This is a genomic window from Serratia liquefaciens ATCC 27592, from assembly GCF_000422085.1.
In the GTDB taxonomy this organism is placed as follows: domain Bacteria; phylum Pseudomonadota; class Gammaproteobacteria; order Enterobacterales; family Enterobacteriaceae; genus Serratia; species Serratia liquefaciens.
In genome coordinates this window covers 2,272,986-2,293,263 of sequence record NC_021741.1, presented here as the reverse complement: position 1 = coordinate 2,293,263, position 20,278 = coordinate 2,272,986, and the positions used below count along the sequence as shown (strand labels likewise).

Here is a 20,278-nt window from a genome sequence, read left to right as displayed (position 1 = left end):
TAACGTTAAAAACGGGCGGCCGAGGCTGCCCGTTTTATTGTGCCGCTTAAGGTACGTCGTAACCCAGCGCCGCTTTGCGGATGCGGAACCACTGTTGACGATCCAGCGTCAATTGCTGCGCCTTCAATGCAGAACGCACGCGTTCAATCTTGCCTGAGCCGATAATCGGCAACGGTGCCGACGGCAGACGCATCACCCAGGCGTACACCACCTGCTCGATAGTCTCGGCCCCTATTTCCTGCGCCACCGCCTGCAACTCATCACGCAGCGGCTGGAACTCGGCGTCGCTGAACAGGCGGCCGCCCCCCAGACAAGACCAGGCCATCGGCTTGATGCGTAATTGCTGGCACTGATCCAGCGATCCATCCAGGATACTCGGCTGATGAATCGGTGAAATCTCCAGTTGATTGGTCACCAGCGAGAATGGCAGCCGCGATTGCAGCAACGTAAATTGCGCCGGTGTGAAGTTGGAAACGCCGAAGTGACGCACTTTGCCACTTTGGTGCAGAGACACAAAGGCCTCGGCGACCTCATCGGCATCCATCAGCGGATCCGGACGGTGGATCAGCAACAGGTCAAGATAGTCGGTATGCAGATGCGCCAACGAACGTTCCGCGCTATAAACGATATGCTCGCGGTCGGTGATGTAATGGCCGATGGCGTTGCCCGGTTTGGCTGTAGTGGCGATACCGCATTTGGACACCAACTCCATCGACTGGCGCAATGACGGCTTCAGCCGCATCGCTTCGCCAAAAGCCTGTTCGCAGGCATAACCGCCGTAAATATCCGCGTGATCGGCAGTGGTCACGCCCAGCTCGATATGCTGTTCAATGAACGCCAACAGCTGTTGCGGCGACATGCCCCACTCCATCAAACGCCAGTATCCGCAAATCATGCGGGAAAATTCAGGCCCCTGCGGCGCGAGTTGAATACGGTTTTCCATTATTGAAACCTCATGACAGTGTTTGATGCCAGCATACACAAGCGGGTAACGACGTGGAAAGGGGAAAGCCGCGCTAACGTGCGGCGGATCGGGTACCGGTCAAAATAGCGACGGCTGTTCGGGTTGCGGCTCATCGGGCTGTTTATTGGCTCGCTGAAGGCGCAGGAAGCGTTGGTGACACAGGCGCAGCACATCCCTTTTTTGCGCATCGCTCATTTGCATCCAGCCAAAGCGTTCTTCGCGGCTGCGCAGGCAGCCACGGCAAAAGCCTCGGTCATCGGCCTGGCAGATACCTCGGCACGGGCTGGGGATGTCAAAAAACTCAAGCTGCTGCGGCACGCGTCCTCCTGTTATCTCTTGCTAATTGAAGACGCCATCGGCGCCGCTGGCAAGTGACTTTTCGGTGTGGCGGCGAAAATAGTCGCGCAAGTAACGCAGCGCCTGGCGATTTTTCTCCGGCATCGCCCGCTCGAGCGTCATCGCATGCAGCCGTAACGGTGTCGGCCGCCATTCAGGCATCAGTTGGATTAACTCACCGCGTTGCAGCTCATCTTCTATTTCATACAGGGGTTGAATCGAGATCCCCAAACCATTGCGGGTGAAGGCGCGCATGACGGTCATGCTGTCGCTGACAATCTGCCCTTCCGCCAGACGCAATTTAAGCTGTTGGCCGCTCTGGTGATGCAAATCGAGATGCGCACCGCTGAAAGCCCCGGTGATCCATCGGTGTTGCACCAGGTCTTGTGGCGTCTCCGGCACGCCATGCTGGCTGAGATAGCGAGGAGCGGCACACAGCACCATCGGCCATTCGGCCAGCGGGTGGGCAATCATATTGGCGTCCGCCAATTGACGATTAACCCGCAGCGCAATATCGATACGTTGATCAATCATATCGACAATCCGGTCGTCAGCCAGCACCTTCAGCGTCAGCTTGGGATGCGCCTGCAACAATGGCGCCATCGCCTCCGCTAACGGGCGACCACCGATACCGATGGTCGTCGCGATGCGCAATTCTCCCACCAGGGTATCGCGCAGTTCCGCCAGACGCTGTTCGGCCTGCTGCGCCTGAAACAACATCGCCTCACAACCGGGATAGAACGCCGCCCCCGCTTCGGTGAGCGCCAGGCGGCGTGTAGAACGGTGTAACAAGGGCACGCCAAGCGTTTTTTCCAGTGAGCGCAGGTGCTGGCTGACCGCTGACGGCGTCATTCCCAGTCGCCGGGCGGCTCCGGCTAGCGATCCTTCGGCCACCACGGTGGCGAATACCGCCATTCGATTCAGTTTATCCATGATTATGAAGTTTTACTTAATCAAGAAAGCATGAATATGGCACTAATCAACATCATTGTTAAGTACTACATTATCTATACCCGCTCGGGTCAATCTGAGCAGAAAGTTAATACTGACCCCTTTACTGACAGGAGCATAAAGATGAAAGTAGCCATTATTGGAGCAACAGGTTTTGTAGGCCGCCGCGTGCTGGATGAAGCTCTGGCACGTGGACTGCAAGTCACGGCGATTGCCCGTCAGCAAAAAGACCTGCCGGAAAACGCCAACCTGAGCATAGCGCTGGGCGACGTCGCCGACACCGAATGGCTGGCGAAACAGCTGGCCGGTCAGGATGCGGTGATCAGCGCCTATAACCCAGGCTGGGCGGAAGACAACCTTTACGAAAAAACCAGCCGCGGCGCACAGCAGATCCTGGACGCGGTTAAAAAAGCCGGCGTTAAACGCCTGCTGGTGGTGGGCGGTGCCGGCAGTCTGGAAGTCGCGCCGGGCGTTGAATTGGTGGACACGCCGGAATTCCCGGAAAATATCCGTCCAGGCGCACAAGCGGTACGCGATTTACGCAACAAACTGCGTAACGAGACTTCGCTCGACTGGACCTATTTGTCGCCAGCTGCCCTGTTGGAACCTGGCAAGCGCACCGGCCAGTTCCGCCTTGGCACCACCAAACTGTTGATGAATGGCCAGGCGCCAGCCGGTATCTCGGTGGAAGATCTGTCGGTCGCCATCATCGACGAAATTGAAAAACCGCAGTTTATCAAAGCGCAATTTACCGCCGCTTACTGATCGCATCGCCAGACCGTCCCCCGGTCTGGCGACCTTTTTTCTAAACCAAAACTAAACGACTTCGCCACCATTCTGAATCTCTAAGGTTTTCTTAAGTTTCATCCTGTAAATTTCAGCGCATTACTTAATAGCAGGACTTAGATTTGGCAATGTGGTTACGTCAACGCTTACAGTGCAACAGCCTGGGTTTTATCCTCGCCAGCGCCTTGTTCTTCACTCTGTTCCAGAATGCGTTATTCCTTCATAAGGCCTGGTCGTATATCAGCTTCGATAACGTCCACAGCGTTATTTTCGCCGCCACCATGCCGGTAGTGATTTTTTGCGCGTTGAATATCATCTTCAGCGTGCTGACCGTGCCCTTCCTGCGTAAACCGCTGATGATTTTCTTCCTGCTCGGCAGCGCGGCCGCCAACTACTTTATGTTCAGCTATGGCGTGGTCATCGACGGCAATATGATGCAGAACGCCTTCGAGACCAACCCGCAGGAGGCCACGGCCCTGCTGACACCCCGCATGGGGCTGTGGCTGGTGTTGCTCGGTATTCTTCCGGCGGTGGCGGTCTGCTTTACCGATATCCGAAAAACTCGCCCCTGGTGGTACATGGCCGGGCTGCGAGCCGCCAACGTGATGCTTTCCGTGGTGGTGATCCTGATTATCGCCGCGCTGTTTTATAAGGACTACGCTTCGCTGATCCGCAATAACAAAAGCGTAGTGAAAATGCTGACGCCCTCCAACTTCGTCGCCGGCACCATCAAGTTTACCCAGCAACGCTACTTCACCCGTAACCTGCCGCTGGTGAAAATTGGTGAAGATGCTCGCAAAGGGCCGCTGATAGCCTCACAGCAAAAGAAAACCCTGGTGATCCTGGTGGTGGGCGAAACGGCGCGCGCCGAGAATTTCTCGCTCGGGGGCTACGGCCGCGAAACCAACCCGCGCCTGAAACAAGACAATGTGACCTATTTTAAAAACGCCAGCTCGTGTGGCACTGAAACCGCCATATCCGTCCCCTGCATGTTCTCCAACATGCCGCGCAAGGATTACGATGCGACTCTGGCTACGCATCAGGAAGGTGTACTAGACGTACTGGCTCATGCCGGTGTTAACGTGCTGTGGCGTGAAAATGACGGCGGCTGCAAAGGTGCATGCGATCGCGTACCGCACGTAGACATGACCAAGTTGAAACTGCCGCAGGATTGTGACGGCGATGTGTGCATGGATAAGGTATTGCTGTACAAGCTGAACGACTACATCAACAGCCTGAAAGACGACGGTGTGATCGTACTGCATCAGATGGGCAGCCACGGGCCGGCCTATTACCGCCGCAGTACGCCAGAGTTCCAGAAGTTCTTGCCGACCTGCGACAGCAATCAGATCCAGGATTGCACCCACGAGCAGTTGGTCAATACCTATGACAATTCGCTGCTTTATACTGATGCCATGCTGGACGACACCATCAAACTGCTGCAGCAGTACAGCGGGAAATTCAATACGGCGCTGGTGTACCTTTCCGACCACGGTGAATCATTGGGTGAAAACGGTATGTATCTGCACGGTACGCCCTATGTCTTCGCACCAAGCCAGCAGACCCACGTTCCCTTCCTGATGTGGATGTCTGCGGACTATGAGCGCAACTTCAAGATCGATCGCCAGTGTCTGAACAATATGGCGGAAAAGGACGAAGTCTCGCAAGACAACCTGTTCCATACCCTGCTCGGTATGATGAACGTGCAAACTCGCGAGTATCAATCGCAGTTGGATATTCTGCAACGCTGCCGCAGCGGTTCATAACCGCTTAACATCTTCATTCCGCTCGGGCAAAATACCGCTCATCGCAACCGGCGTTCTTACGCCGGTTTTTTTATTGCTATTGACCTAGACCGATTGGTCTATTATGCTGACAGCCATTATGACTAAACATGCGCATTGCCCGACAGACACCCGTGAACATTTGCTCGCTACCGGCGAGACGCTAAGCCTGCGCCTTGGTTTTACCGGCATGGGGCTGAGTGAACTGCTGAATACGGCCGGGGTGCCGAAAGGCTCGTTCTACCACTACTTCCGTTCGAAAGAAGCCTTTGGTGAAGCGATGCTGCAACGTTATTTCGAGCATTATGATGGGCAAATGAAACAGCTGTTTGCCGACGATAAAAGCGATGCGCGCCACCAGTTGCTGAGCTATTACGCCCAGGCAATCAGCTATCACTGCCGCAGCGAATGCCACAATGCCTGTCTGGCGGTGAAGCTTTCCGCCGAGGTGAGTGATCTGTCAGAACCGATGCGTCATGCATTGGAAACGGGAACCGCCCGGGTGATTGCTCACCTGCAGGACGCGATTGAACGCGGTATCCGCGAAGGCGCCTTGTCGATTGCCATGAGCCCGGCAGCAACGGCAGAAACGCTGTATTCACTGTGGCTTGGCGCTTCGCTGCGTGCCAAAATCCGCCGCTCGGTCGCGCCGTTGACCAGCGCGCTGGAAAGTATTGAATTGCTGTTGCGTCCGCCGCAACCTTAAACGAAACACCCTGGTTTTATCGAAACTTGCCCTGTGGGGCAGTTTTATTACATTACTAGTCGACCGGTCTATTAATATAGGATGCACTATGAAGATTGAAAAGTTGTTCTCCCCGTTGAAGGTTGGCGCTATCACCCTGCCAAACCGCGTGTTTATGGCCCCACTGACGCGGCTGCGCAGCATTGAGCCCGGCGATATCCCTACTCCGTTAATGGGCGAATATTATGCTCAGCGCGCCAGTGCCGGCCTGATCGTCACTGAAGCCACTCAGATTTCTTTCCAGGCGAAAGGCTATGCCGGCGCTCCGGGGCTGCACACTCCAGAGCAGATCGCCGCGTGGAAAAAAATCACCCAGGCTGTACACGATAAGAATGGCCATATCGCCGTTCAACTGTGGCACGTGGGCCGTATTTCCCACAACAGCCTGCAACCGGGCCAGCAGGCACCGGTGGCCCCTTCTGCGATCAATGCCGACACCCGCACCACCGTGCGTGACGAAACCGGAGCCTGGGTACGAGTGCCGACCTCTACCCCACGAGCGCTGGAAACCGACGAGATCCCGGGGATCATCAACGATTTCCGTCAGGCCACCGCCAACGCGCGTGAAGCCGGCTTTGATTTTATTGAGCTGCACGCTGCGCACGGCTATTTGCTGCACCAGTTTATGTCGCCTGCGTCTAACCAACGTACCGACCAATACGGCGGCAGCATCGAAAACCGCACTCGCCTGACGTTGGAAGTGGTTGACGCGAGCATCGCCGAATGGGGTTCAGAACACATTGGCATCCGTATTTCACCGCTGGGTCCGTTCAACGGCCTGGATAACGGGGAAGATCAGGAAGAAGCGGCGCTGTATCTGGTGGAAGAGCTGAACAAGCGCAATATCGCTTATCTGCACATTTCCGAACCCGACTGGGCCGGCGGCAAGCCTTATTCCGACGCCTTCCGTGACTCGGTACGCGCCCACTTTAAAGGCGTCATCGTCGGTGCCGGCGCTTATACCGCCGAGAAAGCAGAAGAGCTGATCAATAAAGGCTTTATCGATGCGGTGGCCTTCGGCCGCAGCTATATCGCCAACCCGGATCTGGTAGAGCGCTTCAAGCAGAATGCTGCGTTGAACGAGCCGCAGCCTGCCACCTTCTATGGCGGCGGTGCAGAGGGTTATACTGACTACCCGACGCTGTAATAACGCGGAATACCAGATAAGAAAGCCCGCCGGTATGCGAATGCCGGCGGGCTTTTGTCGTTTTTCGATTCAGGGGCAATTTAACGGGGAACCAACTTTCCCCAACGTTCGATCTCAGCGGCGTCGATATTGTTCATTATGGTGCGGAACCAAACGGTAAATTTATCAGGATCGTTTTTTATCTCCTGGGCTAATTGCCGAATATCGACCCACAACCAGCTGTGGGCCTCTTCGGGATCCTCTTGCGGTTCACCGTCAAACAAGCCCACGTAAATATGATCGAATTCGTGCTCAATTAAATCGCCTGGCACTTCCGCGCGGTAGGTAAAACTCGATACCTGCAGTAGCTCAGTGCAAAAGCCCATCTCTTCCTGCAACCGCCGCTGTGCGGCTGCCTGCGTCGCCTCTCCCCAGCGCGGGTGACCACAGCACGTGTTGGTCCACAACCCGGCAGAATGGTATTTACCGTAAGCCCGTTGTTGCAGCAGCAGTCTGCCCTGGCTATTAAATATAAAAATTGAAAACGCCCGGTGCAGTAATCCCTGCTGGTGCACCAGCGTTTTGGTTTGCGACCCCACGGAATTATCTTCGGCGTCCACCAGAATCAGCATTTCGTCCATTAATGATCTCCTTCGGCAGTAGCCATCATTCCACACGGGTAAAAACAAAAAAGCATATTAACCAGATCCAAATGTATAAATTGAGGCCATTCACCCTGAGTCTGGATCGCTATCCGACCCTGCTGTTCCTTGCGAGGGGTATAGTACCTATTTCCATCAACCATAGGGCACATACTGTGCGATTGCTATTGATAAGGTGACAATGTCACAGAAACTCTGCCGCTCCCGCCCCGGCATACATTGAAATCCCTTATGCGGCAACGCTATACTGAATTTCGCTTCAATCCATCCGCCATTGGCAACGGCACATCCAATCAGAGGAATTATGCGCTTACTCCATACCATGATCCGCGTCGGTGACCTGCAACGTTCCATCGACTTTTATACCAAGGTATTAGGCATGCGCTTGCTGCGTACCAGCGAAAACCCGGAATACAAATACTCGCTGGCGTTTGTAGGCTATACCGATGAAAGCGAAGGTGCGGTGATTGAACTGACCTATAACTGGGGCACCGACAGCTACGAAATGGGCAGCGCGTTTGGCCATTTGGCGCTGGGCGTCGACGATGTCGCTGCAACCTGTGACAGCATCCGTAACGCCGGCGGCAAGGTTACTCGCGAAGCCGGCCCGGTTAAAGGTGGCACCACGGTGATTGCCTTCGTTGAAGACCCGGACGGTTACAAGATCGAACTGATCGAGAACAAACATGCTGGGCATGGTCTGGGCCACTGAGGTCGATTAAGGGCGCTTCCTGCGCCCTTATTTTTATCTGCGTGATAACCGCCTGCAACCGGGCGCAAAATTTGCCATAATGCGCGCTGCATTCGATGAAGATAAGAAACTGATGGCCGAAAAAAGTGATCTTAACGCCCTGAGTGGCCGTTTTCGTGGGTTTTACCCCGTAGTCATAGACATAGAAACTGCCGGATTTAATGCCAAAACCGACGCACTGCTGGAAATTGCCGCCGTTACGTTAAAAATGGATGAAAACGGCTGGTTGCAGCAGGACGAGACCCTGCACTTCCACGTGGAGCCTTTTGAAGGTGCCAACCTGCAGCCGGAAGCGCTGGCCTTTAACGGCATAGACCCAAGTAACCCATTGCGCGGTGCGGTCAGTGAGCACGATGCGTTGCACGCTATTTTTAAAGCCGTGCGCAAGGGCATTAAGGATCGTGGCTGCAACCGGGCAATCATTGTGGCGCACAATGCCAATTTTGATCACAGCTTCCTGATGGCCGCCGCAGAGCGCGCCAGCCTGAAACGTAACCCCTTCCATCCATTCGCCACCTTTGATACTGCGGCGTTGAGTGGGCTGGTACTGGGGCAGACGGTGTTGGCCAAAGCCTGCATCGCCGCCAATATCCCGTTCGACAGTTCCCAGGCACACTCTGCCCTGTATGACACCGAGCAAACCGCGTTGCTGTTCTGTGAACTGGTCAACCGTTGGAAACGCTTGGGTGGCTGGCCACTGGCGGTCGAAAACACCGACTAAGACAAAAAAATCGGGCGGCCCAGTCTTCACTGGTGCCGCCCGATGGATCCCAACAATAAAACCGAGCCGATTATGGCTGCTGGTCTTCCTGCTGTTTGTACTTCTCTGCCGTTTCTTTGATCAGCTGCTGCAGTTCGCCGCGCTGATACATTTCGATGATGATATCGCAGCCGCCTACCAGCTCACCGTCGACCCACAGCTGTGGGAAGGTCGGCCAGTTGGCGTATTTCGGCAACTCGGCACGGATGTCCGGGTTCTGCAGAATATCAACGTAGGCAAAGCGTTCGCCACAGGCAGACAGCGCCTGCACGGCTTGCGCAGAGAAACCGCAGTTTGGCAATTTCGGTGAACCTTTCATGTACAGCAGAATCGGGTTCTCAGCGATCTGGTGCTGAATTTTTTCAATCGTCGTCGTCATTGTATTGCTTCCTCAAGCCAAGTCTTATGGCTACAACATGCATCACACCGGCCATTGTAGCGGCTGGAACAGTCGCAAGAAAACGCCATCTTTTGCAAGGGCATTTCCCCGTAGTCAGTCGCGTCTTACCGGCAAAGCCTTTCCGGTCAAAACATATGCGCAGAATAACATTTTTAATCTGGCCATTTCACTAATATATTTTGCCATCAAAATGCGCCGTTAAATAATCCCGCCGACGGTGATTGTCGCTTTTTTATACATCAACGGATTGATTTTTCAGCAAAAAAAATGCCATTAACGTTTTCTCACAATATGGATTATCATTTATGAGTTCTTCGCTGTTTTATATGGCGAAATTCGGGAATACTGTCCTTCTTTCGATATCTGTTCCGGGGCCAAGGTTGGTAACGTCGACATGCGTTTAATTCTTACGCTTTTTGTGCTGTTGTTTACACAGCTATTCTTCAATCTGGCGCATGCTGCGCCACAGGCGCGTATTGCCGCCGAGCAACGCAAAAGCCATGTCAACGAAGCCCGGCCAGATGACCGCAAGAAAAAGAAAGCGGTAAAAGCCAGCAAAAAAGCAAAAACCACCACCCCGCAGAAAACCGCCAAGGTTTCCAAAGCCAAAACGGAAAAAACCGCTAAAAAGATCGTCAGCGCCAAATCGAAAGGCAAAACTCAGAAAATAGCCAAAATCAAAGTTACCCCGCCGAAAAAGGGTTACAAAAAAGGCTATGGTCGCCACCGCGAAGCCGGGATGGCCACCGCAAAACTGGTGCGTGATGATAAACCGTTGAAGCTGACTCCAGCGCACAAAAAACGCTATCAGCACGCCAAGCAAACCGCGATGGCCAAACTGATGGACCAAATGGGCAAGCCTTACCGCTGGGGCGGTACTTCACCAAGAACCGGTTTCGACTGCAGCGGCCTGATTTACTACGCGTATAAAGACGTGGTGAAAATAAAAATGCCGCGCACCGCCAACGAAATGTATCACCTGCGAGACGCCGCGCCGATCAAGAGAAGCGAACTGGAAAGCGGTGACCTGGTGTTCTTCCGCATTAATAACCGCGGCGTGGCAGACCATGTTGGCGTTTATCTGGGCAACGGCAAATTTATTCAGTCACCGCGTACCGGTGAAGAAATTCGGATCAGCCAACTCGACAATGACTACTGGCAAAACCATTACATCGGCGCCCGCCGTGTAGTAACACCGAAAACCATTCGATAATTTCTTTGGCGGCTGGCTTGCCCAGCCGCTCTCCCCTGACTGATTTTCCTACTGTCCCTAAAGCACCCAATCCTTTAGCCAGCCCCCACTGTATTTCATCGCGAAAATTGCTAAGCTAAATACCCACAATAAAAACAGGTCAATTTAAGGTCCGTTGCTTTAGCGGCGAGTTGACACTGTACAAGGAGGAAGCAATGTCGTTTGAACTGCCCGCACTACCTTATGAAAAAAATGCCCTCGAACCGCACATTTCGGCAGAAACCCTGGAATACCACTATGGCAAGCATCACAACGCCTATGTGGTCAACCTGAACAATTTGCTGAAAGGCAGCGAGTTTGAAGGATTATCCCTTGAAGCAATCATCAAGGCTTCCAGCGGCGGCATCTTCAACAATGCAGCTCAGGTATGGAATCACACCTTCTATTGGCACTGCCTGTCACCTCAGGGCGGTGGGGAACCTCAGGGCAAATTGGCTGCCGCGATCAACCAGGCTTTTGGTTCTTTTACCGCCTTCCGGGAACAATTCAGCGACGCCGCGGTGAAAAACTTTGGCGCAGGCTGGACCTGGTTAGTGAAAAAGCCGGATGGCTCGCTGGCGATTGTTAATACGTCGAATGCGGCCACGCCGTTGACTGGTGAAGACAAACCGTTGCTGACCGTCGACGTTTGGGAACACGCCTACTACATCGATTATCGCAACGCACGACCGGCCTACCTGGAAAACTTCTGGGCGCTGGTTAACTGGGCATTTGTGGAGGAAAATCTGGCGTAACGCGGGGAAAATACAACCAGGCGTAGCGAACTGCGCCTGGTTGACTGAAGAGTATCAGTTCAATGCTGCGGTGAAGCTAAAAGCGATAATCACAGCCAGCGCACCCAGGGTGGTGAACAGTGACATTTTCAAATCGGTATCCATTACAACTCCTTTTCAGATTGGGTTTCCCAAGGGTAAAAGGCACACAATTAATGTGTTAAACCATTTTCCCACAGTTGGCCGATAAAATCTTGTTATCATTTCCCAGTTTATAATACCGATTACCTCTTCCCCTTTTGCTCAATATGGGACAAAATTCGCAGTTCACAACTGTGTACCGGCAAAATGCCCCTCCTGACCAAGCGCTGACGACTTCAACACACTAAAAACTCAGTTTTCGCTTCTTTGGAGAAGGATCTACGCAGGCAAACGATTAACATCACACTTACATACTGCAACATGTGAGTTCAGGAGTCATTCTTTACATGGCAACGATTAAAGATGTGGCCAAACGCGCTGGCGTTTCCACCACCACCGTTTCGCACGTCATCAATAAGACTCGTTTCGTCGCCGAAGAAACAAAAGCGGCCGTTGGCGCCGCGATCAAAGAGCTGCACTATTCACCCAGCGCCGTGGCGCGCAGCCTCAAGGTCAATCACACCAAATCTATTGGTCTGCTGGCCACATCGAGCGAAGCACCCTACTTTGCCGAAGTGATCGAGGCGGTGGAAAACAGCTGCTACAGCAAAGGCTATACGCTGATCCTGTGCAACTCACATAACAATCTGGACAAACAACGCGCCTATCTGGCGATGTTGGCGCAAAAGCGCGTCGATGGCCTGTTAGTCATGTGTTCGGAATACCCGGACCAACTGCTGGGCATGCTGGAAGATTATCGCAATATCCCGATGGTCGTCATGGATTGGGGCGCCGCACGCGGTGACTTTACCGACACCATTATCGATAACGCCTTCGAAGGCGGCTATCTGGCCGGGCGCTACCTGATTGAACGCGGCCACCGCGATATCGGGGCCATTCCGGGCCAACTGGCGCGTAATACCGGCGGCGGCCGCCATCAGGGCTTTTTAAAAGCCATGGAAGAAGCCAATATCGACGTGCGTGAAGAGTGGATTGTTCAGGGCGACTTTGAGCCGGAATCTGGTTACAAGGCCATGCATCAGATACTGTCGCAGAAACAACGTCCTACCGCAGTCTTCTGCGGTGGCGATATCATGGCCATGGGTGCGATCTGCGCCGCCGATGAACTTGGCCTGCGCGTACCACAAGACATATCGGTGATTGGCTACGATAACGTACGAAACGCCCGCTACTTCACCCCGGCACTGACCACCATTCATCAGCCCAAAGAGCGTTTGGGCGAGATGGCCTTCACCATGCTGCTGGATCGCATCATCAGCAAGCGTGAAGAGTCGCAGGTGATTGAGGTTCATCCCAAGCTGGTTGAGCGCCGTTCGGTCGCTGACGGCCCGTTCATCGATTACCGCCGCTAATTATCTGCGCCGGAAACTCTCACGGTTTCCGGCGTCATTCTTCGCTTAGCCACTCCTGATTCAAGGTTTCACTGTCTCCCAGATAATCCAGCAACCAGGCCATAGCCGGTGACGGCGTATTTTGCTGCCAGGTCAGGCAACAAGGACTGGCGGGAAATGGCTGTTGCAACTGTAGCGCCACCAGTTCCCCGCGCTGCACCAAAGGCAATACCTGATGCGCGGGCATCATGCCAACGCACAACCCGGCACACAGGCAGTCCACCGCAGAAGCCCAGTCCGGCACCACCAGGCGGCGCTGGTTGTCCAACGTCCAGGTCACGCGCTTGGGCAGGTTGCGCGAGGTATCTTCCAGGCACAGCGACGGAAAGGGCCGAAGTTGATCGTCGTTCAACAGCCCCTCTATCGCGGCCAGCGGGTGATGCGGACTGGCCACGCACAACCAACGCATATCTCCCATATCGCGAAAGGCGAAACCGCCGCCCACCGGCACCGCCCTTGTGGCGCCGATCGCCATATCGGCACGACCGTCCACCAGCGCATCCCATACGCCATTAAACACCTCCGGCTGAACCAGCAATTCGACGTCGGGGAAATGGCGGTAAAAATCCAGCACCAATTGGCGACTGCGTTGGGGTTTAACGATGATATCCACCGCTATTTTCAATTGGCCCCGCCAGCCGTTAGCGACCTGTTGGCACTGTCGGCGCGTGTCGAGCATTTTTTTGATGACACCACGCGCTTCCTGAATAAACAGCACGCCAGCCGGTGTCAGTTCCACGTCGCGATGACGGCGCTCAAACAGCGGTACCGCCAGCCATTGCTCCAACTGCCTCACCGTATAACTTACCGCCGACGGTACCCGATGCAGCTCGTGCGCCGCGGCGCTGAAACTGCCGGTGCGGGCCACCGCATCGACGACATCCAGGGAATATTCAGACCACATAGCTTTGCCTTCAATTTTTTTAACAGCACCTCGCAAATATTACCGTTTCACAAGCAGAGATCCAGCCGGATACACTTGCCGGCGCTAAAAACCTGCGACAATAAAATATTAACGAGAAATACCATGCGAAATTCCTTTGGTTTTATGTTCTACCTTGCCGGCCTGAGCATGCTGGGATACCTGGCCACCGATATGTATCTGCCCGCCTTCGGCATGATGCAGCAAGATCTGCAGATTTCCGCCGGGGCAATCAGCGCCAGCCTGAGCATCTTCCTGGCCGGGTTTGCCTTTGCACAACTGCTGTGGGGCCCGCTTTCCGATCGCCTCGGCCGTAAACCGGTGTTGCTGATCGGTCTGGCGCTGTTTGCCCTCGGCTGCCTCGGCATGCTGTGGGTGCAAAATGCCGTGCAACTTTGGTCGCTGCGCTTTATCCAGGCGATTGGGGTTTGCTCCGCTGCCGTTACCTGGCAGGCCTTGGTGATTGACCGCTATCGCGAAGGCAAGGCTAACCGCGTGTTCGCGACCATTATGCCGCTGGTAGCCCTTTCACCGGCGCTGGCTCCGTTGGTGGGTGCCTGGTTGCTGAACCACATGGGCTGGCGCGCCATTTTCGCCGTGTTGCTGGGCATTACCGTGCTTCTGCTATTGCCGACGCTGCTGCTGAAAGAAAGCGCCAAAACCGTGCCTTCCGACGACAATAAGAAAAGCGCGCTCAGTTTCTTCCAACTATTAAAGTCACGCATCTTCAGTGGCAACGTTATGATTTTTGCCGCCTGTTCTGCCGGCTTCTTCGCCTGGCTGACCGGTTCACCGTTTATTCTTGGTGATATGGGGTATAGCCCGAACGACATCGGTCTGAGCTATGTGCCGCAGACGCTGGCGTTCTTATTAGGGGGCTATGGCTGTCGTACCGCATTGAACCGCATGAATGGCAACACCTTGTTGCCTTGGCTGTTGGTAGTTTATGGTGTCAGTATGGTTGCATTATATCTGGTTGCCACCCTGACTCAGCCCACGCTCACTACGTTGTTAATTCCGTTCTGCGTGATGGCGTTGGTCAACGGAGCCATTTACCCTATCGTGGTAGCCAATGCGTTGACCCCGTTCCCGGAGGGAACCGGTAAAGCTGCCGCCTTGCAAAACACCCTGCAATTAGGCCTGTGTTTTGTCGCCAGCATGCTGGTTTCGGCCTTTATCGCCCAGCCTCTGTTGGCAACGGTCACGGTAATGGTGTCGACGGTGGTATTGGCCGCGTTGGGCTATCTGATGCAACGGAGAAAGGTAATGGACGATCGACAGGCGACGCGTCAGGAACATGCTAACTCCGCGTCATAATTGCCAGTATTAATAATTACTTAAAGAATATTTTTGCCGAGTGCGATTTACAGTTGAGTAAGCGCCTCGGCAAGCCTATACTCAAAAACGACCTTTAAAAATAACACTTTTATAATTTCTTTATCACTAGCAACTGTTGTGTACGCGTATGGCGTCACAGTTTTTTAAGGATTGTCTTTCCCGCGTTTCTTGCGCTGGAACCTTCTTAAAATTTTCCTCTGTTCATAGTCGGATATCAGACGCCACGGGATTCTTACCGTAGGTAAACGTATGCACCCGCAGAATTTGTCTAAGCTATTTTTTGACGGGTCATAAGTCAGAAGAAGGTGATGGAGAAGCTATGAGTTCATCGTGTATAGAAGATGTGAGCATCCAGGACAACCAATGGTACCGTATCGCTCATGAAATGCTCAGCATGGCCGGTATTGAAATAAACGGCTCGCGCCCTTTCGATATTCAGGTTAAAAATCCTAATTTTTTTAAACGTGTGCTGCAGGAGGGTTCTCTCGGCCTGGGCGAAAGCTATATGGACGGCTGGTGGGAATGCGAACGGCTGGATATATTCTTTCATCACGTGGTCCGCGCCGGTCTGGAAAAGAAATTGCCCCGCCACCTCAAAGATACCCTGCGAATTGCCGCCGCGCGATTAACCAATCTGCAATCTAAGAAACGCGCCTGGATAGTCGGCAAAGAACATTACGATCTGGGGAACGATCTCTTTACCCTGATGCTGGATCCTTATATGCAGTATTCCTGCGCCTACTGGAAAGAGGCGACCACGCTGGAAGAAGCGCAGGAAGCCAAATTACGGATGATTTGCGAAAAGCTGCAGCTGCAGCCGGGTATGAATTTGCTGGATATCGGCTGTGGCTGGGGCGGGCTTTCTGCCTATGCGGCGAAAAACTATGGCGTTTCGGTGGTGGGCGTGACCATTTCTGCCGAGCAGCAAAAGCTGGCACAGGAGCGCTGTGCCGGGCTGGATGTCGAGATCCTGCTGCAGGATTACCGTGATTTGCATCTGCAATTTGACCGTATTGTTTCCGTCGGTATGTTTGAGCACGTCGGTCCGAAAAATTACCGCACCTACTTCAACGTGGTGGAACGTAATTTAAAACCGGACGGCCTATTCCTGCTGCATACCATTGGTTCGAATCGGACAGATATGAATGTTGACCCGTGGATCAACAAATATATCTTCCCGAATGGCTGCCTGCCGTCGGTTACCCATATTGCCCAGGCCAGCGAAGGGCATTTTGTGATGGAAGATTGGCACAATATTGGCGCTGACTACGATCGCACCTTGATGGCGTGGTACGAAAAATTCAAACAGGCATGGCCGCAGTTGGCCCAACGTTATTCGGATCGTTTCGAACGCATGTTCAGTTATTACCTGAACGCCTGCGCTGGAGCATTTCGCGCCCGTGACATTCAACTCTGGCAGGTCGTCTTCAGCCCGAAAGGCGTAGAAGGCGGTATCCGCGTGACGCGCTAAATACGCACAATAAAAAACCCCGGCCAATTAACCGGGGTTATTCTTATACATGACCTGCAAAAGCATCAGCCGCAATAAACACGGATGATTTTATCCTCGCTGTCGCCCAGGAAATTCAGGCGGCGCAGGTTGAAGTCCATCGTGACCGCTGAGTTATACGGAATCGCACGTACCTGCGACTCAATTCGTACGCCTTCCAGCGAAGACATCGGTTTACCGACATAATTCTGGTATTGCGCCGCACCACAGGTGTCGCTATCGGCATCCACTGTCGGGTTGGCTGCGCCCTGGTCCGGCGAACTGCTACAAGCACTCAGCGCCAGCAGCGCCGTTAACATCAACGTTTTCCCATAAAACTTCACGCGATTGCTCCTCTCTGGTGGGTCGTTTGTCAGATCTTCTGCGCCAGCGCACTCGCCGCCGCCATTGCCGCTTCGCGGCTTGCCAACACCCGTTCAACGGTGTCTACCACCGCCTGCGTTTGCGGGTCGATCTCAATATTCACCTTATCACCCAGGCGTTTTTTGCCCAGCGTGGTACGTTCCAGCGTTTCCGGGATCAGATGCACGCAAAAACGGTTATTCACCACTTCACCGATGGTCAGGCTAATTCCGTCAATACCAATAAAACCTTTGTGCAGAACATATTTCATCAGTTCCGCATTCGGCATACGTAACCATACCTGACGATTATTCTCGGAGGTATAAATCTTGGCAACTTCCGCCGTGCAGATAATATGGCCGGACATCAGGTGACCGCCAATCTCATCATTAAACTTGGCCGCCCTTTCGATGTTAACCACATCGCCCAGCGCCAGTTCACCAAGGTTGGTCAGGCGCAGCGTTTCTTTGATCAAATCAAAACTGACGCGGTTACCTTCTACCGCCGTGACGGTCAGGCAGCAGCCGTTATGCGCCACAGACGCACCGAGCTCCAATCCAGGCAGCAGCTCGGTAGGCATTTCTATGACGTGGGTACGGAAGTTGGATTTTTCATCAATGGCGACCAGCGGCGCGGTGCCTTGTACGATACCGGTGAACATGTGAGCCTCTTCTTTCTGAAAATGTTTAAAGCGCTTGGGGCAGTTTGCCCCAGTTGGCGAGGAAAACCAAACCCGTGGCGACAAAAAGTCTGTGCCTGCGCATTTAATAACTATTTCATCACAGCATTTGCTTAACCTCGCCGAGCGGGTACAATCTTTTTGACAAAATTCCGCTATTTTTAATTGTTGTCCTTTCGCGACGACCCTCCCCTCCATCATAAATAAATAGAAAAGGTGTATGCGTGCAGAAGTACTTCATTGAAGCGCGTAGTTTATTGGCCCTCGCAATCCCGGTAATCATCGCGCAAATATCACAAACCGCAATGGGTGTGGTAGACACCATTATGGCCGGTGCGTACAGCGCCACAGATATGGCGGCGGTTGCCGTCGGTACCTCTATTTGGCTGCCTGCCATTTTGTTCGGGCACGGCCTGTTGTTGGCGCTGACACCGGTCATCGCCCAGCTCAACGGCGCGGGCCGACGAGATCGTATTGCTCATCAGGTGCGTCAGGGGTTCTGGCTGGCGGGGGCGGTCTCGTTGCTGGTGATTATCGTGCTGTATAACAGCAAGTTCGTCATCGACTTGATGCACAATATCGACCCGCAATTGGCGGATAAAGCCGTGGGCTATCTGCACGCCATCATGTGGGGCGCGCCGGGCTATCTGTTCTTCCAGGTACTGCGCGGCCAATGCGAAGGGCTGTCGAAAACCAAGCCGGGCATGGTGATTGGCTTTCTCGGCCTGCTGGTGAATATCCCGATCAACTACATCTTTATCTACGGTAAATTCGGCATGCCGGAATTGGGTGGCGTAGGTTGCGGCGTGGCAACCGGCAGCGTTTACTGGTTTATGTTCCTGGCGATGCGTTGGTACGTGAAGCGCGCCCCGTCGCAGCGCGATATTTTGCCGCACGAAGGCAGCAGCCCGCGGCCCGACTGGCCAGCAATAAAACGCCTGTTCGGCATCGGTCTGCCGGTCGCGCTGGCGCTGTTCTTCGAGGTCACGCTGTTCGCCGTCGTCGCTCTGCTGGTCTCTCCATTGGGCATCGTTTCGGTGGCCGGGCATCAGATTGCCCTGAACTTTAGCGCGCTGATGTTTGTGTTGCCTATGTCGTTGGGCGTCAGCGCGACTATTCGCGTTGGCTATCGATTGGGTGAAGGATCGGTCGAAGGCGCGCGGATTGCCGCTTATTCGGCTATCGGCGTCGGTATTCTGATGGCCTGCTGCACCGCGCTGTTTACCGCCACCTTCCGCGAGCAAATCGCCCTGCTGTACAACGACAGCCCGGCGGTAGTGGCCATGGCATCACAGCTGATGCTGTTGGCAGCTATTTACCAGATTTCCGATTCTATTCAGGTAATTGGCAGCGGTGTGCTGCGCGGCTATAAAGATACCCGCTCGATCTTCTTCATCACCTTTATCGCCTATTGGATGCTGGGTCTGCCGAGCGGGTATCTGCTGGCGTTGACCGACATTGTCGTCCCGGCGATGGGGCCTAGCGGCTTCTGGATTGGGTTTATTATCGGGCTGACCTTCGCCGCCATCATGATGGCCTTGCGTATGCGTTGGCTGCAAAAACAGCCTGCGGCACTGATCCTGCAGCGCTCTACCCGCTAACTATCACCACCGGTCGGTTACGCCGACCGGTGGCTTCAGCAGCATGGATTGCAGAAAAAACCGCCGCACTGCACACAAGCGCAGCAATCGCGTGAAATACCGGATAAAATTACGTTTTTCTCCTTGCCAGCGCGCGGGTAGCTCGTTAATATTCGTCCCCGCTGTCAGCCATGACAGACAGGAAAAGATGCGTCCGTAGCTCAGTTGGTTAGAGCACCACCTTGACATGGTGGGGGTCGGTGGTTCGAGTCCACTCGGACGCACCAAATTCCTAAAGCAGTACAGTGCGTCCGTAGCTCAGTTGGTTAGAGCACCACCTTGACATGGTGGGGGTCGGTGGTTCGAGTCCACTCGGACGCACCAAAATTCTAAAGCAGTGCAGTGCGTCCGTAGCTCAGTTGGTTAGAGCACCACCTTGACATGGTGGGGGTCGGTGGTTCGAGTCCACTCGGACGCACCAAATCATAATATCCGCAGCTCCCCCCTTTCGACCCGACAGTTCCTCAAGCTTTAAAACTTTGCTCCTGCTACCGCAAACCACATCAGGTATCATCAAGGCCAATACCCTATCAGGACAGATCCCATGCTGAAATTTACCGCAGAGACTGCGTTTGAAAAACTGGACACCGGTCTTACCCGCAGGCAAGGGGTAATGAGCGACGGCACCAGCGCCACGGAAGTAAAGTTCGACGCAGGAACCTTCGGTCAACTGCAAAAGCGGGCTTACGCTCTGCAGACGCGGGTGGTTTCCGGTGAGTTTGAATTCACCGTCGGCAATGATACCCAGGTGATCGTGGCCGGTGAAACTATCGCCATCCCCGCTAACATTGCCAGCGGCTGCTTCTGCCTGTCGGCCGGTACGCTGCTGGAAATTATCGTATCCGGCTAAAATCGGCCAATGACATGTTTACACTAAGGTTATTTGCGCAACAAACTGCAGCTGTCAGTTTGCATTTGCGCCACATTTGCTGCTGATTTGCCGGATCCGAGCGTTAGCACCGGTTTTTTATTTTGTTTCCCGCCGCTTAGCCTTTATAATGCGCAACGTCTTTCAGTTGAATGGTTTCAGCCCTTGATCTGCGAAAACGCAATAACAACACATT

General features: G+C 53.8%; 22 protein-coding genes and 3 tRNA genes. 16 read left to right on the top strand and 9 right to left on the bottom strand.

Annotated elements, in window-relative coordinates; translation table 11 throughout:
• Positions 1 to 46 precede the first annotated feature (46 nt).
• The 3 genes from M495_RS10790 to M495_RS10780 all read right to left on the bottom strand — a co-directional run bounded on the left by M495_RS10790 (position 47) and on the right by M495_RS10780 (position 2,233).
• Entirely contained in the window at positions 47 to 943 is an 897-nt protein-coding gene (locus M495_RS10790; protein WP_020826683.1) for an aldo/keto reductase, read from the bottom strand.
• 99 nt (positions 944 to 1,042) lie between these two features.
• A complete protein-coding gene (locus M495_RS24965; protein ID WP_046373691.1) occupies positions 1,043 to 1,282 on the bottom strand; it encodes a DUF1289 domain-containing protein in 240 nt (79 codons plus the stop codon).
• Positions 1,283 to 1,303: 21 nt separating this feature from the next.
• The gene (locus tag M495_RS10780; protein ID WP_041414527.1) at positions 1,304 to 2,233 is read right to left on the bottom strand and encodes a LysR substrate-binding domain-containing protein; all 930 of its coding nucleotides are present in this window, start codon (positions 2,231 to 2,233) and stop codon (positions 1,304 to 1,306) included.
• Between the two features lie 141 nt (positions 2,234 to 2,374).
• On the opposite strand from M495_RS10780, the gene M495_RS10775 reads away from it, so the two are divergent.
• The 4 genes from M495_RS10775 to nemA all read left to right on the top strand — a co-directional run bounded on the left by M495_RS10775 (position 2,375) and on the right by nemA (position 6,713).
• A complete protein-coding gene (locus M495_RS10775) occupies positions 2,375 to 3,016 on the top strand; it encodes an NAD(P)-dependent oxidoreductase (RefSeq protein ID WP_020826680.1) in 642 nt (213 codons plus the stop codon).
• 149 nt (positions 3,017 to 3,165) lie between these two features.
• Positions 3,166 to 4,803, top strand: coding sequence for a phosphoethanolamine transferase EptA (gene eptA, locus M495_RS10770; RefSeq protein ID WP_020826679.1), 1,638 nt, complete (start codon positions 3,166 to 3,168; stop codon positions 4,801 to 4,803).
• Between the two features lie 103 nt (positions 4,804 to 4,906).
• Complete coding sequence (locus M495_RS10765) at positions 4,907 to 5,527, top strand: TetR/AcrR family transcriptional regulator (RefSeq protein ID WP_020826678.1); 621 nt, start codon at positions 4,907 to 4,909, stop codon at positions 5,525 to 5,527.
• Positions 5,528 to 5,615: 88 nt separating this feature from the next.
• A complete protein-coding gene (gene nemA / locus M495_RS10760) occupies positions 5,616 to 6,713 on the top strand; it encodes an alkene reductase (RefSeq protein ID WP_020826677.1) in 1,098 nt (365 codons plus the stop codon).
• An 80-nt stretch (positions 6,714 to 6,793) separates the two neighbouring features.
• On the opposite strand, the gene idi is transcribed toward nemA, so the two are convergent.
• The gene (gene idi, locus M495_RS10755; protein ID WP_020826676.1) at positions 6,794 to 7,333 is read right to left on the bottom strand and encodes an isopentenyl-diphosphate Delta-isomerase; all 540 of its coding nucleotides are present in this window, start codon (positions 7,331 to 7,333) and stop codon (positions 6,794 to 6,796) included.
• A 325-nt stretch (positions 7,334 to 7,658) separates the two neighbouring features.
• Here idi and gloA point away from each other — a divergent pair, with 325 nt between their 5' ends.
• Positions 7,659 to 8,066 carry a lactoylglutathione lyase gene (gloA, locus tag M495_RS10750; protein WP_041414525.1) on the top strand — a complete coding sequence of 136 codons (408 nt, stop codon included), beginning with the start codon at positions 7,659 to 7,661 and terminating at the stop codon, positions 8,064 to 8,066.
• 79 nt (positions 8,067 to 8,145) lie between these two features.
• Positions 8,146 to 8,826 carry a ribonuclease T gene (gene rnt, locus M495_RS10745; protein WP_020826674.1) on the top strand — a complete coding sequence of 227 codons (681 nt, stop codon included), beginning with the start codon at positions 8,146 to 8,148 and terminating at the stop codon, positions 8,824 to 8,826.
• Between the two features lie 70 nt (positions 8,827 to 8,896).
• Here rnt and M495_RS10740 read toward each other — a convergent pair whose 3' ends face one another.
• Entirely contained in the window at positions 8,897 to 9,244 is a 348-nt protein-coding gene (locus M495_RS10740; RefSeq protein WP_020826673.1) for a Grx4 family monothiol glutaredoxin, read from the bottom strand.
• A gap of 415 nt (positions 9,245 to 9,659) precedes the next feature.
• Between M495_RS10740 and M495_RS10735 the strand changes: the two genes are divergently transcribed.
• Complete coding sequence (locus tag M495_RS10735) at positions 9,660 to 10,478, top strand: C40 family peptidase (RefSeq protein WP_020826672.1); 819 nt, start codon at positions 9,660 to 9,662, stop codon at positions 10,476 to 10,478.
• A gap of 194 nt (positions 10,479 to 10,672) precedes the next feature.
• On the top strand, positions 10,673 to 11,251 hold the full coding sequence (gene sodB / locus M495_RS10730; RefSeq protein ID WP_020826671.1) for a superoxide dismutase [Fe]: 579 nt from the start codon (positions 10,673 to 10,675) through the stop codon (positions 11,249 to 11,251).
• A 54-nt stretch (positions 11,252 to 11,305) separates the two neighbouring features.
• Here the strand turns inward: sodB and cydH are convergent, their stop codons facing one another.
• Positions 11,306 to 11,395, bottom strand: coding sequence for a cytochrome bd-I oxidase subunit CydH (cydH, locus tag M495_RS25565; RefSeq protein WP_020826670.1), 90 nt, complete (start codon positions 11,393 to 11,395; stop codon positions 11,306 to 11,308).
• Positions 11,396 to 11,718: 323 nt separating this feature from the next.
• On the opposite strand from cydH, the gene purR reads away from it, so the two are divergent.
• On the top strand, positions 11,719 to 12,744 hold the full coding sequence (gene purR / locus M495_RS10725) for an HTH-type transcriptional repressor PurR (protein ID WP_020826669.1): 1,026 nt from the start codon (positions 11,719 to 11,721) through the stop codon (positions 12,742 to 12,744).
• A gap of 34 nt (positions 12,745 to 12,778) precedes the next feature.
• Here the strand turns inward: purR and punR are convergent, their stop codons facing one another.
• A complete protein-coding gene (punR, locus tag M495_RS10720) occupies positions 12,779 to 13,687 on the bottom strand; it encodes a DNA-binding transcriptional activator PunR (RefSeq protein WP_020826668.1) in 909 nt (302 codons plus the stop codon).
• A 123-nt stretch (positions 13,688 to 13,810) separates the two neighbouring features.
• Between punR and punC the strand changes: the two genes are divergently transcribed.
• Both punC and cfa read left to right on the top strand, forming a co-directional pair.
• Positions 13,811 to 15,022, top strand: coding sequence for a purine nucleoside transporter PunC (gene punC / locus M495_RS10715; RefSeq protein WP_020826667.1), 1,212 nt, complete (start codon positions 13,811 to 13,813; stop codon positions 15,020 to 15,022).
• Between the two features lie 340 nt (positions 15,023 to 15,362).
• Positions 15,363 to 16,514: a cyclopropane fatty acyl phospholipid synthase gene (cfa, locus tag M495_RS10710; protein WP_020826666.1), complete on the top strand. Its 1,152-nt coding sequence runs from the start codon at positions 15,363 to 15,365 to the stop codon at positions 16,512 to 16,514.
• Positions 16,515 to 16,579: 65 nt separating this feature from the next.
• On the opposite strand, the gene M495_RS10705 is transcribed toward cfa, so the two are convergent.
• A complete protein-coding gene (locus M495_RS10705) occupies positions 16,580 to 16,876 on the bottom strand; it encodes an I78 family peptidase inhibitor (protein WP_020826665.1) in 297 nt (98 codons plus the stop codon).
• A gap of 29 nt (positions 16,877 to 16,905) precedes the next feature.
• Entirely contained in the window at positions 16,906 to 17,556 is a 651-nt protein-coding gene (locus M495_RS10700; RefSeq protein WP_020826664.1) for a riboflavin synthase, read from the bottom strand.
• 242 nt (positions 17,557 to 17,798) lie between these two features.
• On the opposite strand from M495_RS10700, the gene M495_RS10695 reads away from it, so the two are divergent.
• The 5 genes from M495_RS10695 (at position 17,799) to M495_RS10675 (ending at position 20,064) form a co-directional block, all read left to right on the top strand.
• Entirely contained in the window at positions 17,799 to 19,175 is a 1,377-nt protein-coding gene (locus tag M495_RS10695; protein WP_020826663.1) for an MATE family efflux transporter, read from the top strand.
• A gap of 189 nt (positions 19,176 to 19,364) precedes the next feature.
• Positions 19,365 to 19,441 (top strand) — tRNA-Val (locus M495_RS10690).
• A gap of 20 nt (positions 19,442 to 19,461) precedes the next feature.
• Positions 19,462 to 19,538 (top strand) — tRNA-Val (locus M495_RS10685).
• A gap of 20 nt (positions 19,539 to 19,558) precedes the next feature.
• Positions 19,559 to 19,635 (top strand) — tRNA-Val (locus tag M495_RS10680).
• A 123-nt stretch (positions 19,636 to 19,758) separates the two neighbouring features.
• Complete coding sequence (locus M495_RS10675) at positions 19,759 to 20,064, top strand: cupin domain-containing protein (protein WP_020826662.1); 306 nt, start codon at positions 19,759 to 19,761, stop codon at positions 20,062 to 20,064.
• Positions 20,065 to 20,278 lie beyond the last annotated feature (214 nt).

What these genes read in the sequence shown, in the direction of transcription:
- cfa (WP_020826666.1), top strand. Translation starts at nt 15,363, where the DNA reads ATGAGTTCATCGTGTATAGAAGATGTGAGCATCCAGGACAACCAATGG.
- M495_RS10700 (WP_020826664.1), bottom strand. Translation starts at nt 17,556, where the DNA reads ATGTTCACCGGTATCGTACAAGGCACCGCGCCGCTGGTCGCCATTGAT.
- purR (WP_020826669.1), top strand. Translation starts at nt 11,719, where the DNA reads ATGGCAACGATTAAAGATGTGGCCAAACGCGCTGGCGTTTCCACCACC.
- M495_RS10675 (WP_020826662.1), top strand. Translation starts at nt 19,759, where the DNA reads ATGCTGAAATTTACCGCAGAGACTGCGTTTGAAAAACTGGACACCGGT.
- gloA (WP_041414525.1), top strand. Translation starts at nt 7,659, where the DNA reads ATGCGCTTACTCCATACCATGATCCGCGTCGGTGACCTGCAACGTTCC.
- M495_RS10735 (WP_020826672.1), top strand. Translation starts at nt 9,660, where the DNA reads ATGCGTTTAATTCTTACGCTTTTTGTGCTGTTGTTTACACAGCTATTC.
- punR (WP_020826668.1), bottom strand. Translation starts at nt 13,687, where the DNA reads ATGTGGTCTGAATATTCCCTGGATGTCGTCGATGCGGTGGCCCGCACC.
- M495_RS10790 (WP_020826683.1), bottom strand. Translation starts at nt 943, where the DNA reads ATGGAAAACCGTATTCAACTCGCGCCGCAGGGGCCTGAATTTTCCCGC.
- nemA (WP_020826677.1), top strand. Translation starts at nt 5,616, where the DNA reads ATGAAGATTGAAAAGTTGTTCTCCCCGTTGAAGGTTGGCGCTATCACC.
- M495_RS10740 (WP_020826673.1), bottom strand. Translation starts at nt 9,244, where the DNA reads ATGACGACGACGATTGAAAAAATTCAGCACCAGATCGCTGAGAACCCG.
- M495_RS10765 (WP_020826678.1), top strand. Translation starts at nt 4,907, where the DNA reads ATGCTGACAGCCATTATGACTAAACATGCGCATTGCCCGACAGACACC.
- rnt (WP_020826674.1), top strand. Translation starts at nt 8,146, where the DNA reads ATGCGCGCTGCATTCGATGAAGATAAGAAACTGATGGCCGAAAAAAGT.
- punC (WP_020826667.1), top strand. Translation starts at nt 13,811, where the DNA reads ATGCGAAATTCCTTTGGTTTTATGTTCTACCTTGCCGGCCTGAGCATG.
- sodB (WP_020826671.1), top strand. Translation starts at nt 10,673, where the DNA reads ATGTCGTTTGAACTGCCCGCACTACCTTATGAAAAAAATGCCCTCGAA.
- cydH (WP_020826670.1), bottom strand. Translation starts at nt 11,395, where the DNA reads ATGGATACCGATTTGAAAATGTCACTGTTCACCACCCTGGGTGCGCTG.
- M495_RS10775 (WP_020826680.1), top strand. Translation starts at nt 2,375, where the DNA reads ATGAAAGTAGCCATTATTGGAGCAACAGGTTTTGTAGGCCGCCGCGTG.
- eptA (WP_020826679.1), top strand. Translation starts at nt 3,166, where the DNA reads ATGTGGTTACGTCAACGCTTACAGTGCAACAGCCTGGGTTTTATCCTC.
- idi (WP_020826676.1), bottom strand. Translation starts at nt 7,333, where the DNA reads ATGGACGAAATGCTGATTCTGGTGGACGCCGAAGATAATTCCGTGGGG.
- M495_RS10780 (WP_041414527.1), bottom strand. Translation starts at nt 2,233, where the DNA reads ATGGATAAACTGAATCGAATGGCGGTATTCGCCACCGTGGTGGCCGAA.